Source organism: Methylobacterium sp. 2A (genome assembly GCF_009806555.1).
Taxonomy (GTDB): Bacteria; Pseudomonadota; Alphaproteobacteria; order Rhizobiales; family Beijerinckiaceae; genus Methylobacterium.
Window position 1 is genome coordinate 82,765 of the sequence record NZ_VUOK01000060.1, and the last position, 15,995, is coordinate 98,759.

Annotated in this window: 13 protein-coding genes; 6 read left to right on the forward strand and 7 right to left on the reverse strand. The window is 69.0% G+C overall.

The annotated features are described in order from the left end of the window. Window positions 1-38 precede the first annotated feature (38 nt). The 7 genes from FVE89_RS26840 to paoA form a co-directional block, all read right to left on the reverse strand. Entirely contained in the window at window positions 39-935 is an 897-nt protein-coding gene (locus tag FVE89_RS26840; RefSeq protein WP_161393199.1) for a VOC family protein, read from the reverse strand. Next, window positions 932-1,834: an SMP-30/gluconolactonase/LRE family protein gene (locus FVE89_RS26845; RefSeq protein ID WP_161393200.1), complete on the reverse strand. Its 903-nt coding sequence runs from the start codon at window positions 1,832-1,834 to the stop codon at window positions 932-934. Before FVE89_RS26845 ends, FVE89_RS26840 begins: the two co-directional genes overlap by 4 nt. A 9-nt stretch (window positions 1,835-1,843) precedes the next feature. Beyond that, a complete protein-coding gene (locus tag FVE89_RS26850) occupies window positions 1,844-2,293 on the reverse strand; it encodes a cupin domain-containing protein (protein WP_161393201.1) in 450 nt (149 codons plus the stop codon). 94 nt (window positions 2,294-2,387) lie between these two features. Further along, entirely contained in the window at window positions 2,388-3,875 is a 1,488-nt protein-coding gene (locus FVE89_RS26855; protein WP_161393202.1) for a replicative DNA helicase, read from the reverse strand. Window positions 3,876-4,119: 244 nt separating this feature from the next. Next, window positions 4,120-6,342 (reverse strand): xanthine dehydrogenase family protein molybdopterin-binding subunit, encoded by a 2,223-nt coding sequence (locus tag FVE89_RS26860; RefSeq protein WP_161393203.1) that lies wholly within the window; start codon window positions 6,340-6,342, stop codon window positions 4,120-4,122. Between the two features lie 21 nt (window positions 6,343-6,363). Beyond that, the gene (locus FVE89_RS26865; RefSeq protein WP_161393204.1) at window positions 6,364-7,338 is read right to left on the reverse strand and encodes a xanthine dehydrogenase family protein subunit M; all 975 of its coding nucleotides are present in this window, start codon (window positions 7,336-7,338) and stop codon (window positions 6,364-6,366) included. A gap of 10 nt (window positions 7,339-7,348) precedes the next feature. Continuing rightward, complete coding sequence (paoA, locus tag FVE89_RS26870; protein ID WP_161393205.1) at window positions 7,349-7,999, reverse strand: aldehyde dehydrogenase iron-sulfur subunit PaoA; 651 nt, start codon at window positions 7,997-7,999, stop codon at window positions 7,349-7,351. A gap of 365 nt (window positions 8,000-8,364) precedes the next feature. Between paoA and FVE89_RS26875 the strand changes: the two genes are divergently transcribed. The 6 genes from FVE89_RS26875 (at window position 8,365) to FVE89_RS26900 (ending at window position 15,826) form a co-directional block, all read left to right on the forward strand. Further along, window positions 8,365-9,195, forward strand: a complete 831-nt coding sequence (locus FVE89_RS26875; RefSeq protein WP_161393206.1) for a PD40 domain-containing protein — start codon at window positions 8,365-8,367, stop codon at window positions 9,193-9,195. 127 nt (window positions 9,196-9,322) lie between these two features. Beyond that, the gene (locus FVE89_RS26880; protein ID WP_161393207.1) at window positions 9,323-10,147 is read left to right on the forward strand and encodes an aldo/keto reductase; all 825 of its coding nucleotides are present in this window, start codon (window positions 9,323-9,325) and stop codon (window positions 10,145-10,147) included. A 137-nt stretch (window positions 10,148-10,284) separates the two neighbouring features. After that, entirely contained in the window at window positions 10,285-11,301 is a 1,017-nt protein-coding gene (nadA, locus tag FVE89_RS26885; RefSeq protein WP_161393208.1) for a quinolinate synthase NadA, read from the forward strand. Continuing rightward, window positions 11,298-12,821, forward strand: a complete 1,524-nt coding sequence (locus tag FVE89_RS26890; protein ID WP_161393209.1) for an L-aspartate oxidase — start codon at window positions 11,298-11,300, stop codon at window positions 12,819-12,821. The genes nadA and FVE89_RS26890 overlap by 4 nt, the downstream gene beginning before the upstream one ends. Then, window positions 12,818-13,690, forward strand: a complete 873-nt coding sequence (gene nadC / locus FVE89_RS26895; RefSeq protein ID WP_161393210.1) for a carboxylating nicotinate-nucleotide diphosphorylase — start codon at window positions 12,818-12,820, stop codon at window positions 13,688-13,690. The genes FVE89_RS26890 and nadC overlap by 4 nt, the downstream gene beginning before the upstream one ends. A 147-nt stretch (window positions 13,691-13,837) precedes the next feature. Beyond that, window positions 13,838-15,826 carry a KUP/HAK/KT family potassium transporter gene (locus FVE89_RS26900; protein WP_161393211.1) on the forward strand — a complete coding sequence of 663 codons (1,989 nt, stop codon included), beginning with the start codon at window positions 13,838-13,840 and terminating at the stop codon, window positions 15,824-15,826. Window positions 15,827-15,995 lie beyond the last annotated feature (169 nt).

Below are 15,995 nucleotides of genomic sequence, written 5' to 3' on the forward strand. Positions count from 1 at the left end.
CGTCTCTGTCCCCGCCGGCAAACCGGCAACGAATGGGCTCAATCTGGTAGAAACAAGAACCCGTGGCCGTCCGGACCGGTACAGAAGGCGGCCGCGCCATCCGCCGTGATCTTCGAGACAACACGTGCTGGAGCCAAAAGACCGAGCAACCGATCCACCGTGTCAGTGCTGATAATAAAGCGGGTCGAGGCGCGATCGGCGGGACTGAATAAGGCGGAGCGCTGCGCGGCCGGTGACCGATAATGGAGCACCTCCACGTGCGGCGTCGGTTCCGGAGGCTCCAGCGCGATCACGTCGACCTGCGGATCATCAACCCCGTCGAGACGCGCCTGCTCCGGTCCCTCGTTCAGGCCGCGCTGGGCGACGGTGAGTCCGAGCGGCCCGGTGAGAAAGGCCAGGGTCGCTTCGAGGTCGGTGACGGTGATCGCGGAGTGGTCGATGCCGAGGAACAGACCCGGCGCGTCGCGCCAGCGCGCGGCCGGCGCCCCATCGGGGAAGAAGATCAGCTCCAGCGGATGCCCGTCCGGGTCGCGGAACTTGTAGGCCGTCACGCCCCCCGAGGAAGCCGGAAGGACCTGCGGACCGCCATGGCTGATGGGCGTCGGGTTCATTCGCGCGAGCTGCGCCATCGCGGCGTCCATGGCGCGGACCGGGATCGCGAGGTGCTGGAAGAACGGGTCGGTCGCCGCGGGATGGGGCGGGTAGGGGGCACCGGGCGGTTCCACCGCCAGGAAGGTCACGCTCTGGCGCCCGAGCCGCATGCGCAGCTGCGTCGCCTTCCGGCCTGCGAGCCCCATCACCTCGGCTTGCGCGACGGGCACGGGCTCCGGCGGGGCGACGCGCGTGAAGCCGAGGCCGTCGCGGTAGAACGCCTCGGTGGCCGCGAGATCCGTGACGGTCCGGCCGAAGCCGAGGATCGCCCGCACGCCGCTCACAGGAGGGGGGCTCCCCGCACATTGACGTAGATCGCGTAGAGCGTGTGCGAGGCGCACAGGAACAGGCGGCTGTTGTAGCGGCCGCCGAAGGCGAGGTTGGCGACTGTCGAGGGCACCAGGATCTTGCCGACGAGCTCCCCGCCCGGGTCGATGCAATGGACCCCGTCGCCGGCGCTCGACCAGATGTTGCCGTGCTCGTCGCAGCGGATCCCGTCGGCGTTGCCCGGTTCGATCCTGAACAGCACCGCGCCCCCGGACAGGCTTCCATCCTCGGCCACGTCGAAGGCGCGGACGTGCTGCACCGGGTCGGGATCGAACTGCAGTCCCGTCTCCACGATATAGAGCCGGCGCTCGTCGGGGGAGAAACACAAGCCGTTCGGGCCCTGAAAATCGTCCGCCACCACCCGCAGGGAGCCGTCGCGTGGATCGAAGCGGTAGACCGCGGCGGGCAGCTCGGATTCCTGCTTGCCGCCCTCGTAATCGGTCTGAATGCCGTAGGGCGGATCCGAGAACCAGATCGTGCCGTCCGACTTGCACACGAGATCGTTGGGCGAGTTGAGTCGCCGGCCCTGGTAGCGCTCGACCAGGCTGGTGATGCTACCATCCAGCTCGGTCCGATGGATGCGCCGGCCGCGATGCGAGCAGGAGAGCAGCCGCCCCTGCCGGTCGCGGGCATGGCCGTTCTCGAAATCGCTCGCCTCGCGATAGACGCTGAGCCCGGCATATTCGGCCCAGCGCATCACCCGGTTGTTCGGCAGATCGGAGAAGAGCAGCTCGTCCCGGTCCCCGAACCAGACCGGCCCCTCCGTCCAGCGGAAACCCTCGGCGAGCTTTTGCAGCGGTGCGTTCGGCAGCACGTAGGCCTTGAAGCGCGGCTGCGTCATCTCGAAACCGTCCATGGCCGGTTCCTACTTGAAGCGGCCGGGCTGGTTCACGGTCGGCTCGACCTGGAGGCCGGTGACGATCATCGTGCAGGGCTCGTCGCCGACCGTGCCGGACAGGTGGCCCTTCTTGCCGTCACGCGCCTTCGTGTTCTGATCCTCGCCCATCATCAGCTCGCCCGGGCCCATCTCGACCCGGTGGCCGTCCATGGTCTCCACGAACCAGCGGCCGGAGAGGATCGCGATCCATTGCGGCCGCGGATTCTCGTGCCATTCGCCGACCCAGCCCACCGGCAGGACCGTGAAGGTCACGACCGAAGGGGCCGGGTCCATCTTGTCGTTCCATTGCGGCGCGGTCTCGGGGTTGATCCCCTCGAAGGTGAAGCGCTCGATGTGGAACAGCGCCTGGCGGCTCACCCCCTCCGCGTCGGTGTAGACGTGCCAGTAGGGCATCTTCGGAGGGGTGGGCTCGCTCATCGTGGCTCCTGCCGCGGCGGGACAATCGTCCTCGCTCAACGAGCGGCTTCGGCGATGGTTCGCGGGGACGCCAAGCGCGATACCCCCGTGCCGATCACATCTGCTCGGGGATCCGGTCCGTCTGCGCGAGGTTCGAGAACCGGGTGATGTTGGCGTCGAACTGCAGTTCCACCGTGCCGGTGGGGCCGTGACGCTGCTTTCCGAGGATCACCTCGGCCTTGCCGTGGACGCGCTGCATCTCGGCCTCCCAGGCAAAGAATTCCTCGGTGCCTTCGCGGGGCTTCTTGTTGCCGACGTAGTACTCTTCGCGGAACACGAACATCACCACGTCGGCGTCCTGCTCGATCGAGCCCGACTCGCGAAGGTCGGCGAGCTGCGGGCGCTTGTCGTCGCGGTTCTCCACCTGACGGGAGAGCTGCGAGAGGGCAATCACCGGCACCGCCAGCTCCTTGGCCAGGGCCTTCATGCCGGTTGTGATCTCGGTCATTTCCTGCACGCGGTTATCGCTGCGCTTGCCCGAGCCCGAGAGCAGCTGCAGGTAATCGACGATCAGCAGGTCGAGACCCTTCTGGCGCTTCAGGCGCCGGGCGCGCGCGGAGAGCTGCGCGATCGAGATGCCGCCGCTCTGGTCGATGTAGAACGGGATCGTCTGCATGTCCCGGGCGGCGTCGGTGATCTTGTAGAAATCCTCAGGCCGGATGTCGCCGCGGCGGATCTTGTAGGAAGGCACGCCCGACTGCTCGGCGATGATACGGGTGGCGAGCTGCTCGGCCGACATTTCGAGGGAGAAGAACCCGACGATCCCGCCATTCACGGTCTTGGTCGTGCCGTCCGGCTGCTTCTCGCCGCGATAGGCCTTGGCGATGTTGAAGGCGATGTTGGTCACCAGCGAGGTCTTGCCCATGGCCGGGCGCCCCGCGAGGATGATCAGGTCGGATGGCTGGAGGCCGCCCATCTTGGCGTCGAGGTCGGTGAGGCCTGTGGCGATACCCGAGAGCTTGCCTTCGCGCTGATAGGCCTTCGCGGCCATGTCGACCGCGGCGGTGAGCGCGTCCGAGAACTTCTGGAAGCCGCCGTCGTAGCGTCCGGCCTCGGCCAGCTCGTAGAGGCGCCGCTCGGTCTCCTCGATCTGATCCCGGGGCGCCTGCTCCACCGGGGCCTCATAGGCGCCGTTGACCAGGTCCTCGCCGATCGTGATCAGCCGGCGGCGGATGGCGAGGTCGTAGATCGTGCGGCCGTAATCACCCGCGTTGATGACGGTGGTCGCGTCGGCGGCGAGCCGGGCGAGGTATTGCATCACCGTCTGGCCGCCAAAGTCGGCGTCGCCCAGATAGGTCTTCATGGTGATGGGCGTGGCGAGCTTGCCGGCCCGGATCAGGGAGGCCGCGACCGTGAAGATCTGCTGGTGCGCATCCTCCATGAAGTGCTCGGGCAGCAGGAAGTCCGACACCCGGTAATAGGCGTCGTTATTCACCAGGATCGCGCCCAGCAGCGCCTGCTCCGCATCGATGTTGTGCGGGGCGACGCGGTACTCGGCTTGAACCGCTTCGAGCTTGGCCGTGAGCGCATTGGGCAGGGCCATCGGCGGACGACTCCGTATCAGGCGCCGCGGCGGGCGCGCCAGGATCACACCGCACGACCTTGGCCACGGTATGGTTACCGAAGCTTAGCCGACGGCCCGATCTCCCGGGCCGAAGCGCGGAAAAGCGGACGCCCGCCGACTCTCGTGAGGGGCGGGCGTCCATGCTGGAACAAAACTGGAACGTGTCAAGTCCGGGCGGCGATGATCCCCACAGTTCACCGGTATACAGGCACCGGCGGGCTGCTCAGGTCCGCCGCTGTGCCTGCCCCTCCTGCTCCTCGAATCCCTTGAGCATCTTGTCGAGCGTCAGCGGGTACGCGCGCACGCGGATCCCGGTGGCGTTGTAGATCGCGTTGGCGAGCGAGGCGCCGGCGCCGCAGATGCCCAGTTCGCCGAGGCCCTTGCTCTTCAGCGGGTTGGTCTTGTCGTCGAGTTCGGGCAGGAACACCGCGTCGATCATCGGGATGTCGGCGTGGACCGGCACGTGGTACTCGGCCAGATCGTGGTTGACGAAATAGCTGTAGCGGGAATCGACCACCGCATCCTCCATCAGCGCCGCGCCGACCCCGAAGGTCATGCCGCCGATCGCCTGGCTGCGCGCCGTCTTGGCGTTGAGGATCCGCCCGCCGGTGAAGACGCCGAGCATCCGCCGCAGCCGGATCTCGCCGGTATCGACGTCGACGCCGACCTCGGCGAAATGCGCGCCGTAGGAGTATTGCGAGAATTTCTGCTTCATCTCGCCCGGCTTGATCTCGCCGGAGGCCTCCATCCCGGCACCCGCGAGGTCGGTGAGCGACTCCGTGCGGTTGCCGGACGTGACGGCGCCGTCGCGGAACGTGGCACCCTCCGGGTTGAGGTCGCCGGCCTTGAGGAGCGCCTGCCGGAGGTTGTCGCAGGCCACGTAGAGCGCCGAGCCGGCCGAGGCCGCGCCGAACGAGCCGCCCGAGCCCGAGGCGAACGGGAAGTCGGTGTCGCCCATCTCGACGCGCACGCGCTCGATCGGCAGCCCCATCATCTCGCCGGCGATCTGGGTGAGGATCGTGTAGGTGCCGGTGCCCGGATCGGTCATGGCCATCCGCACCACCAGCACGCCGTCCGGCCCGAGCCGCACCTTGGCGGAGGACGGCATCAGCGGGTTGAGGCGGGCGGCGGCCGACATGCCCATGCCGACGAGCCAGTTGCCCTCGCGCCGGCTGCCCGCCGCCTGCCTTTTGTCCCAGCCGAACAGGCGCGCACCCTCGCGCATGCAGGGCACGAGCTGGCGGGTGGAGAACGGCACCTTCTTCTCGGGATCCTCGGCCGGCTCGTTGCGCACCCGCAATTCGATCGGATCGATCTTCAGCTGCTCGGCCAGTTCGTCCATCGCGCATTCGAAGGCGAGCTGGCCCACGGCCTCGCCGGGCGCGCGCATCGACGAGGCGATCGGCATGTTCAGGTTCACGAGCCGGTGGCGCGTGACGCGGTTCTGCGCCGCGTAGAGCGAACGCGTGACGTTGGCGGAGGTCTCGAAGAACCCGTCGCCCTCGGCGGTATCCGACCACGATTCGTGGCTGATCGCCGAGAGCCGCCCGTCCTGATCGGCGCCGAGGCGGATCTTCTGGACCGTATCGGTGCGGTGGGTCGCGACGTGGAATTCCTGCTGCCGGGTCAGCGCCACCTTCACGGGCCGCTGGATCAGCTTCGAGGCCAGGATCGCAAGCGTCGCCTCCGGCTGGACCTGCAGCTTCGAGCCGAAGCCGCCGCCGATATAGGGGCTGACGATCCGCACCTTCTCGGGCGGCAGTCTGAGCACGGAGCCGAGGGCCTTCTGCCCTCGGTTCGGCATCTGGTTGGCGGTATACAGCACCACGCCGTCACCCTCCCATGAGGCGATCGTGGCGTGCGGCTCCATCTGCGCGTGGATCTGGTTCGGGGTAACGTATTCCACGTCGAGCTTCACGGGGGCGGCCGCGAAGGCGGCGTCGAAGTCGCCGAGCTTGGAATCGGGCGGCGAGTTGACCGGCTTCGGCTCGTAGGCCGCCGCGAGGCTGTCCTTGAGCAGCCCCTTGGGCTTGGCCGCATCGTACCGGACCTTGACCAGCATCGCGGCGGCGCGGGCCTGCTCGAAGGTCTCGGCCACCACGAAGGCCACGGGCTGCCCGTAGAACTTCACCTCCGTGCCCTGGAGCTGCGGCCAGACCTGCTCCTTCTTCTCGCCCTGCTCGGGCACGTTCTCGTGGGTCAGGACCAGGATCGTGCCCGGCGCCTTGCGGGCAGCTTCCGCGTCGATCGACTGGATCGTGCCGGACGCGATCGTCGCCGGCACGATGAAGCCGTAGGCGGGGTTCTTCAGGGCCCGGGTCTCGTAGGCGTAGGGCGCGTGGCCCGTGACCTTGAGCTTGCCTTCGACCCGGTCCAGCGGCTTACCGACGAGGCCGTCGGGACGGTCGTCAAGCGGCGTCCGGCCGATCGGCTGGTTCATCTCCATGGGAAGCGTCCTTGCCGGAAATTAAGCGCGGGTCGCCTGCGCCACGACGGCGCGCAGGGTCCGGCGGGTCAGCGGGATCTTGAAATCGTTGCTGCCGTAGCCGCGGGCGCCCTTGAGCACCGCGTCGGCGGCGGCATCCGCCGAGCCGGTCTGCATGAGCGCCGTCTCGGCCTCGGCCACCCGCCAGGGCTTGTGCGCCAACCCGCCGAAGGCGAGGCGCGCGTTCTGCGGCTTGCCGCCCTCGGCCCCTGCGATCACCGCCGCCACCGACACGGTGGCGAAGGCGTAGGAGGCCCGGTCGCGGACCTTCCGGTAGATATGCGTGCCGGCCACGGGCTTCGGCAAAGTCACCGCCGTGATGATCTCGCCCTTGCGGAGATCCGTCTCGACTTGCGGCGTGTCGCCCGGCAGCTTGTGGAAGTCGGCGATCGGGATTGTTCGCGCTTGGCCATCCGGGTTCATGGTCTCGACCGTCGCGTCGAGTGCCCGCATGGCGACGTTCATGTCGGACGGGTTGGTGGCGATGCAGGCCTCGCTGGCGCCAACAACCGCCATGATGCGGTTGAACCCGCCGATCGCCGAGCAGCCCGAGCCCGGCTCGCGTTTGTTGCAGGGCATGGCCGTGTCGTAGAAGTAGTAGCAGCGGGTCCGCTGGAGCAGGTTGCCGGCGGTGGTGGCCTTGTTGCGCAATTGGCCGGAGGCGCCCGCAAGCAGCGCCTTGGCCAGCACGGCGTAATCCTTCCGGACCCGCGGATCGGCGGCGAGATCGGAATTGCGCACCAGGGCGCCGATGCGCAGGCCCCCGTCCTGCGTGGCCTCGACCTTGTCGAGCGGCAGGCGGTTGACGTCGATCAGCGTGGCCGGGGTCTCGATCTGAAGCTTCATCAGGTCGAGCAGGTTGGTGCCGCCGGCGATGAACTTGGCGTTCGGCCGCTCGGCCGCGAGCTTGGCGGCGTCCTGCACGGTCGCGGGACGCTCGTACGTGAAGGCCTTCATGTCCGGCCCCTCAGAGGTTGCTGGCGGCGGTGTCGCGGATCGCCGCGACGATGTTCGGGTAGGCGCTGCAGCGACAGAGATTGCCGCTCATCCGCTCGCGGATCTCGGCGTCGCTGAGCGACGGCGTCGCGGCGACATCCTCGGTGACGTGGCTCGGCCAGCCGGCCTTGGCCTCGCTCAGCATGCCGACCGACGAGCAGATCTGGCCCGGCGTGCAGTAGCCGCACTGGAAGCCGTCATGCTCCAGGAAGGCGGCCTGCATCGGGTGCAGCGTGTCGCCGTTGGCGAGGCCCTCGATCGTGGTGACTTGATCGCCCTCATGCATGGCGGCCAGCGTCAGGCAGGAATTGATGCGTCGGCCGTCGACCAGCACCGTGCAGGCGCCGCATTGGCCGTGATCGCAACCCTTCTTGGTGCCGGTGAGGGCCAGATGCTCGCGGAGCGCATCGAGCAGCGTGGTGCGCGTGTCGAGGACGAGGTCGTGCGGCTGCCCGTTGACGGTGAGCCGCACCGGTAGGGTCTGGGGGGCGGGATCGCCCGGCGCCGGCGCGGCGGCCGCCGGTCGGAAGCCCAGGGCGCCGAGGGCGCCGGCCGCAGCGGCACCCTCCACGATGGAACGCCGCGTCACGGCGAACGGCGATTTCGGTGTCTCGTCGGTCATGCTGCTATCCCGTCCGGGCGCAGCGCATCACGGCGCGGCGCAGCCTGGAATCCAGTGTGCCAACGCCGGGCTTGGCGGATTTGATCCGGTCCAGACTGCGCCCGTTCAGCGCGGGTGGACTTTGATCGGCTCTGCGCAGCCTCAGCCGCCTCACCGATGGTTCCCGTGTTGTGCTGCAAAACCGCAACTGGTCTTCGATACCAGCCATGCGGGCTCCGGATCGCTCGCGGCGCGACAGGGGGCTTGGCAGATCAAGCCCTGATGGAGGGTGCAGCGGAATAGAGATTTTTCGACCGGATCGCCCGGGCGCAAGCCGCCATGCTACCTCCGGAAAGGTTAGGGAGCGGCCCGAATCGGGAGTAGCCATGCGGAGTTCGATCGAGATCTTTGACCTCAACAGTCGCATGGCGCGCGTCGTTTGGCAGACACCGGCGCTGTTCGAGGCGCCGAACTGGTCTCCCTGCGGACAATTCCTGCTCCTGAACAGCCAGGGACGGATATACAGGCTTGATTTAACGGGCGAACCACGCCCGGTGCCGATCGAGACCGGCTTCGCCATACGCTGCAACAACGATCATGGGCTCTCGCCTGACGGAACGCACATGGCGATCTCCGACAAGGTCGAGTTCGGCAAGACGGCGATCTACGTGCTTCCGGCGGCGGGCGGGACACCCAGGCGCATCACCGACAATCTGCCGAGCTACTGGCACGGCTGGTCACCGGACGGCGAACGCCTCACCTATTGCGGCATCCGCGACGACGTATTCGATATCTACACGATCGACCTCAAGGGCGGCGATGAGAGGCGACTTACACAGGGAGAGGGCCGGAACGACGGGCCGGATTATTCAGCCGATGGTCGGTGGATCTATTTCAACTCCAGCCGCAGCGGGCGAATGCAGATCTGGCGCGTTCCCGCAGATGGCGGCGCGGCAGAGTGGGTGACGGAGAGCGAGGCCAACGACTGGTTCCCCCACCCCTCGCCCGATGGACAGGCGGTGGTCTTCCTGTCCTACGATGCCGCCGTGATCGACCATCCGCGAGATCATCCTGTTCGCGTCCGGATGATGGACCCGGACGGGCGGCGGGTTGAAACCCTGTTCGAGCTGATCGGGGGCCAGGGCACGATGAATTCGCCTAACTGGGCGCCGGACGGTTCGGCCTTCGCGTATGTCCGCTATTTTCCGGTTTCATGAGTGGACGGTCGGCCCGCGAGGGGGCTCGATCCGCTGACGGGATCCGGCATACGCCGTCCAGACTTGTTCGATGGCCGTGCCCTTCGCAGGGTGAGGAGGTCGATATTCGTCCCCGGAGCGTTTCCGCATGGCTGTCCTGACCCTGGCCCTCAACGATGGCCGTCACATCCCGCAGATCGGCTACGGCTGCTGGCAACTCTCCGATTCGCAAGCACCAGACCTCGTCGGCACGGCGCTCCAAGCCGGTTACCGCCTGATCGACACGGCGGCCGCCTACGGCAATGAGGCGGGCGTCGGCCGCGCCATCCGTGACGCGCCGGTTCCGCGCGAAGACATCTTCCTCACCACCAAGCTCTGGAACGACCGCCAGGGCCGCGACGCGTCCAGGCGCGCCTTCGACGAGAGCCTGAAGCGCCTCGGCCTGCCCTACGTCGATCTCTACCTGATCCACTGGCCCTGCCCACGGCGGCACCTGTTCGTGGAGACCTGGAAGACGCTGATCGAACTCCGGAAGGAGGGCCGGGCGAAATCCATCGGCGTCTCCAACTTCACACCCGAGCACGTCGCTACGCTGGTGGCGGAGACCGGCGTCACCCCGGCCGTGAACCAGATCGAGCTGCACCCGCATTTCCAGCGCAAGGCACCCCGGGCGGACGACGCCCGTCACGGCATCGTGACCGAGGCGTGGAGCCCGCTGGGCCAGGGCAAGGAGCTGAACGACCCGGCGATTCTCGCGATCGCGAAGGCGCATGGAAAGTCGGCCGCCCAAGTGATCCTGCGCTGGCAGGTACAGATCGGCTGCGTGGCGATCCCGAAGACGGCGCGGCCCGAGCGCATCCGCGAGAACATCGCCCTGTTCGACTTCGCGCTCTCCGCCGAGGAGATGGACCGAATCGCCGCCCTCGACCGCGCCGACGGCCGGATCGGACCCGACCCGGCCACGTTCTGCTGAGCGTTGGCCCTTCGGCGGCGCAGCATAACATCGCGTCGCAAACAATTTATGCTCAGAGCTAGCATATCTAGACAGGCGTCCCCGGCCCCCATAAGTTAGGCGGCACAATGCTCAAACTGAGCATAATGGAGGACGCCATGGCGGCGACCGTTGCACCCGTCTCCCGCACGCCCATCCCGGGGCTGCCGCTGCCCGATCTCTACGCCCGCGTCAGCCGGCATGTTCCGGCGATCGAGTGGCCGGCGCTCGCCCCGGATATCGAGGCGATCCTACGCCTGAAGCGGGAGCGCAACGCCGTGATCCTGGCGCACAACTATCAGGCGCCGGAGATCTTCCACACGGTGGCGGACATCGTCGGCGACAGCTTGGCGCTGGCCCGCGAGGCGGTGACCGTCGACGCCGACGTCATCGTGCTGGCGGGCGTCCACTTCATGGCCGAGACGGCCAAGCTCCTGAACCCGGGCAAGACCGTGCTGATCCCCGACATGGGCGCGGGCTGCTCGCTCGCCGATTCGATCACCGCCGCGGACGTGCGGGCGCTGCGCGCCAAGTACCCGGGCGTCCCGGTCGTGACCTACGTGAACACATCGGCCGCCGTGAAGGCCGAATCGGACCTGTGCTGCACCTCCGGCAACGCCGTCGCGGTGGTGAAGTCGCTGAACGCCCCCCGGGTCCTGATGATCCCGGACGAATTCCTCGCGCAGAACGTCCAGGCCGAGGTCCCGGAGGTCGAGATCCTGACCTGGGCCGGCCATTGCGAGGTCCACGAGCGCTTCACCCCGGCCGATATCCGCGATGTCCGCGACAGCTATCCCGGCGTCACGGTGATCGCGCATCCGGAATGCCCGCCCGACGTGGTCGCCGAATCGGACTTCTCCGGCTCGACCGCGATGATGATGGACTTCGTCGTCGAGAAGCGGCCGAAGCAGGTGGTGCTCGTCACCGAATGCTCCATGGCCGACAACATCTCGGCTCAGAACCCGGATATCGAGTTCATCAAGCCCTGCAACATGTGCCCGCACATGAAGCGGATGAGCCTCCGCAACATCCGCCGTTCGCTGGAGACGATGACCCATGAGGTCACGGTCGATCCGGCGCTCGCCGACCGCGCCCGGGCGGCGGTGGAACGCATGCTTCAGGTGCGCACGCGATGAACGCGATCTCCCCCAACCATGCCGACCGGATCGTCGTGGTCGGCGGCGGCGTCGCGGGCCTCAGCGTCGCGCTGCGCCTCGCGCCTCGTCCGGTGACGCTGGTTACCGCGTCGGCCCTCGGCCTCGGGACTGCCACCGGCTGGGCGCAGGGCGGCATCGCCGCCGCGATGGGCGCCGACGACGCGGCGGACCTCCACGCCGCCGACACCGAAGCCGCCGGCGCCGGGCTGACCGAGCCCGATGTGGCGCTCCGGGTTGCCCAGGAGGGCCCTGCGCTGATCGACTGGCTGGTCCGGATCGGCGTCCCGTTCGACCGCACGGATGACGGCGCCCTGGCCCTCGGGCTTGAGGCCGCGCATGGCCGCCGCCGCATCGTCCGCTCCGGCGGTGACGCCACCGGCGCCCGCGTCCTCGAAGGGCTCGTGCGGGCCGTTCTGGAAGCGCCCTCCGTCGAAATCGTCACGGCGCGCGCCTGCGACCTGCTGCGGGACACGAACGGCGCCGTCGCCGGGATCGTCGCCGAGCGCGACGGCGCCCTGTTCCGCATTCCGGCCCGGGCGGTGGTGCTCGCCACCGGCGGCGTCGGCGCCCTCTACGGCTCGACCACCAACCCGCCCGGCGCCGTGGGCCGCGGGCTGGCGCTCGCCGCGCGCGCCGGCGCGGTGATGCGCGACATGGAGTTCGTGCAGTTCCACCCGACCGCCATCGCGGCCGGCGCCGACCCGATGCCGCTCGCCACCGAGGCCCTGCGCGGGGAGGGCGCCCGGCTGATCGACGAGACCGGCGCCCCCGTGATGGCCGGCATCGCGGGTGGCGATCTCGCGCCGCGCGACGTGGTCGCCCGCGGCATCTTCCAGGCGCTGCAGCGGGGCCGCACGGTCTATCTCGACGCCCGGGGCGCGCTCGGTGCCGCGATGCCGACGCGCTTCCCGACGGTGGCGGCCCTCTGCGCCGCCGCCGGCATCGACCCGGCCGTGCAGCCGATCCCAGTCCGTCCGGCGGCGCACTACCATATGGGCGGCGTCAAGGTGGACGCCCACGGCGCCACCTCCGTGCCGGGTCTCTACGCCTGCGGCGAGGTCTCCTCGACGGGGCTGCACGGGGCGAACCGGCTCGCCAGCAACTCCCTGCTGGAGGGTTTGGCCTATGCCCGCTTCATCGCCGACGGGCTCGACGCGCCGCCGCCCGCCGCCATCGTGCCGGAGGCCGTGACCGTGCGCGCCGCCGGCGATCTGCCGACGCTCCGGGCGCTGATGGAGAGCAAGGTCGGGGTCGTGCGCGATGCCGCGGGCCTCGCCGAGGCGGTCGCCATCCTGGAGCCCAAGGCGGAAACCTGCGACGCTGCCCTGGTGGCCCTGCTCATCGCCCGCGGCGCGCTCGGCCGCCAGGAGAGCCGCGGCGCCCACTGGCGCAGCGACGTCCCGCATCTCGCCCCGGCCGCCCACACCGAGACAACGCTGGCCGATCTGACCGCCGCGCCCCGCGCGATTCCGTCCGCCGAGGAAGTGCTGACGCCATGACCCGATCGGTCCTCTCCGAAGAGATCCTGCCCCTGCCGCGGCTCCTCGTTGAGCCGGTGGCTCGCGCCGCCCTGCTGGAGGATCTCGGCCGGGCGGGCGACATCACCACCGACGCCATCGTGCCCCCGGGCGAGCGGATGCGCGGCGTGATCGCCTCGCGCCAGGACGGCGTCATCTCCGGCACCGACGCCGCGGCCATCGCGTTCGCGCTGGTCGATCCGTCCGTGACCGTCACGGTCGAGCGCGGCGACGGAGCCCGGGTTTCCCCCGGCGACGTGGTGCTGCGCCTCGAAGGCCCGGCCCGGGCGATCCTTACCGCCGAGCGCGTCGCCCTCAACCTGCTCTGCCGGATGTCGGGCGTGGCCACCGCCACCCACGGCCTCGTCGAGGCGGCGCGCCCGCACGGCAAGGCCTCGATCGTCTGCACCCGCAAGACGACGCCCGGCCTGCGCGCCCTGGAGAAGCACGCGGTCCGCGCCGGCGGCGGCTCGAACCATCGGTTCGGCCTCGACGACGCCGTGCTGATCAAGGACAACCACGTGGCGGTGGCCGGCGGCATCGTGCCGGCGATCGAGCGCGCCCGCGCCCGGGCGGGCCACCTCGTGAAGATCGAGTGCGAGGTCGACAGCCTGGAGCAGCTGGAGGAAGCGCTTTCGGTCGGAGTCGACGCCGTATTGCTCGACAATATGGGCCCCGACCAACTCACCCGCGCGGTGGCGATGATCGACGGCCGGGCGCTCTCCGAGGCCTCGGGGCGGATCACCCGCGAGACCGTGGGGGCAGTGGCGGCCTCGGGCGTCGACCTGATCTCCTGCGGCTGGATCACCCACTCGGCGGCGATCATCGACCTGGGGCTCGACGCGGCCTGAGCTGACACCCGGGGCGACGTTCCACTGTCATCACGTTCGGGTGACAAGTCTTTGACGTGGTCGCTGCGGGGATCTCCTGAGTCTACCGCCGCGCGAGGACCTTGCTAAGGTTTCGCTCCACAGCGACGCCATCGACCGGACCCGCCCGTGAGCCAAGCCCTGAACCCCGCGGCGGCCCCGGCTGTCGATCTGCCGGCAGCGCGCGTGCCGCGCAAGCCCGGGGCGGTCCGGCACGGTCCTGGCGCGGCGCTGATGCTCGGCGCGCTGGGTGTCGTCTACGGCGACATCGGCACGAGCCCGCTCTACGCGTTCAAGGAGGCGGTGAAGGCCGCAACCAGCGGGGGCGCCTCGGTGCCGGCGGCCGCGACCGGCGCGGTGTCGCTGATCCTGTGGTCGCTGATCCTGATCGTCTCGCTCAAATACGCGGTGCTGATCCTGCGGGCCGACAACCGCGGCGAGGGCGGCATCGTGGCCATGCTGGCTTTGCTCGGCGCCCGGCAGGCGCGTCCCGGCAGCTGGAAGGCGTTGCTCCTCGTGGTTGGGCTGGTCGGGGCGGCGTTGCTCTACGGCGACGGGGCGATCACGCCGGCGATCTCGGTGCTCTCGGCGATCGAGGGCCTGAAGGTCGACGCGCCGTCGCTCGGACCCTACGTGGTGCCGATCACGCTCGTGATCCTGGTCGGGCTGTTCCTCGTCCAGCACAAGGGCGTGGCCGCCATCGGCCGCGTGTTCGGGCCCGTCATGCTGGTCTGGTTCGCGGTGCTGGTGCTGATCGCGATCCCCAGCATCCTGCGCACCCCCGAGATCCTGGAGGCCGCCAACCCCTGGCGGGCCGTGGACTTCCTGCTCCATGCCGGCTGGCACGTGAGCTTCCTGATGCTGGGCGCGGCGTTCCTGGCGGTGACCGGCGGCGAGGCGATGTATGCCGATCTCGGCCATTTCGGCGCCCCGGCGATCCGCTTAGCGTGGTTCGCCCTGGTGCTGCCGGCGCTGCTCATCCACTATTGCGGACAGGGTGCCCTGATCATCGCCGATCCCGGCGCGATCGCGAACCCGTTCTACCGGCTTGCGCCGGATTGGGCGCATTATCCGCTGGTGGCGCTCGCCACCATGGCGACCGTCATCGCCTCGCAGGCCGTGATCTCGGGCGTGTTCTCGCTGACCCAGCAATCGATCCAGCTCGGCTTCATGCCGATGATGCGGGTGGTGCACACGGATCAGGACGAGCGCGGCCAGATCTACGTGCCCGGCGTGAACTGGCTGCTCGCCGCCGCGACGCTCACGGCCGTCGTGGTGTTCGGCTCCTCCGACGCGCTGGCGGGCGCCTACGGCATCGCGGTGTCGGCGCTGATGGGCATCACCACGCTGCTCGCCGCGCTGATCGCGCTGCGCTGGGGCTACAGCCTGGTGCTGGTCTTCACGGTGAACGGCTTCTTCCTCGCCGTCGACCTCGTGTTCTTCGCCGCCAACAGCGTGAAACTCCTCGAAGGCGGCTGGTTTCCGCTGCTTCTCGCCGGCGCGGTCGCCTTCCTGATGCTGACCTGGATGAAGGGCAACCACGTCCTCGAGACCGTCCGCCAGACCATGCGCATGTCCGAGGCGACGTTCCTGTCGCGGCTCTCCACACACCCGCCGGTGACGCTGCCGGGCACCGCCGCGTTCCTCACCGCCGCCACCGAGGGCATCCCGATGGCGCTCGGGCGGCTGATCGAGCGCAGCCGCTGCCTGCACGAGCGGATCCTCCTGATCACCGTGATCTACGAGGAGGAGCCCGTCATCCCGGCGAGCGAGCGGGCGCAGGTGACTCTGGTGGCCCAGGGGATTCGCAAGGCGATCTCGAAATACACGCCCGGCATGGAGCGCGTCGTCCTGCGCTACGGCTTCATGCAGACCGCCTCGATCCCCGAGGGGTTGCAATGTGCGGTGGCGAGTGGCCTGCTACCGCCGGAATACCTCCAAGACATGACCTATTTCGTCGGCCACGAGGTGGTCATCCCGTCGCCCACCCATCCCGGCATGGCGCCGTGGCGGGAGGGGCTGTTCGCCTTCATGAAGCGCAACGCCGAGCGCACCGGCGCCCATTTCGGCCTGCCGACCCGGCAGATCGTGGAGGTGGGGACCGAGATCGAGATCTGATCATGAGTGGCGCACGGACATCGGAGCCGCTACGCGGCAGATCGTGTGCTGGGTCCCGGGTCGCATTCCGCTGGCGCTGCATGCGCCCGAAAAAGGGCTTCGCGTTTCGACCTCCTCCGCCCTTTCCCGGACAGGTGGAGCGTCAGCGGAACCTGATCCGGGACCCAGG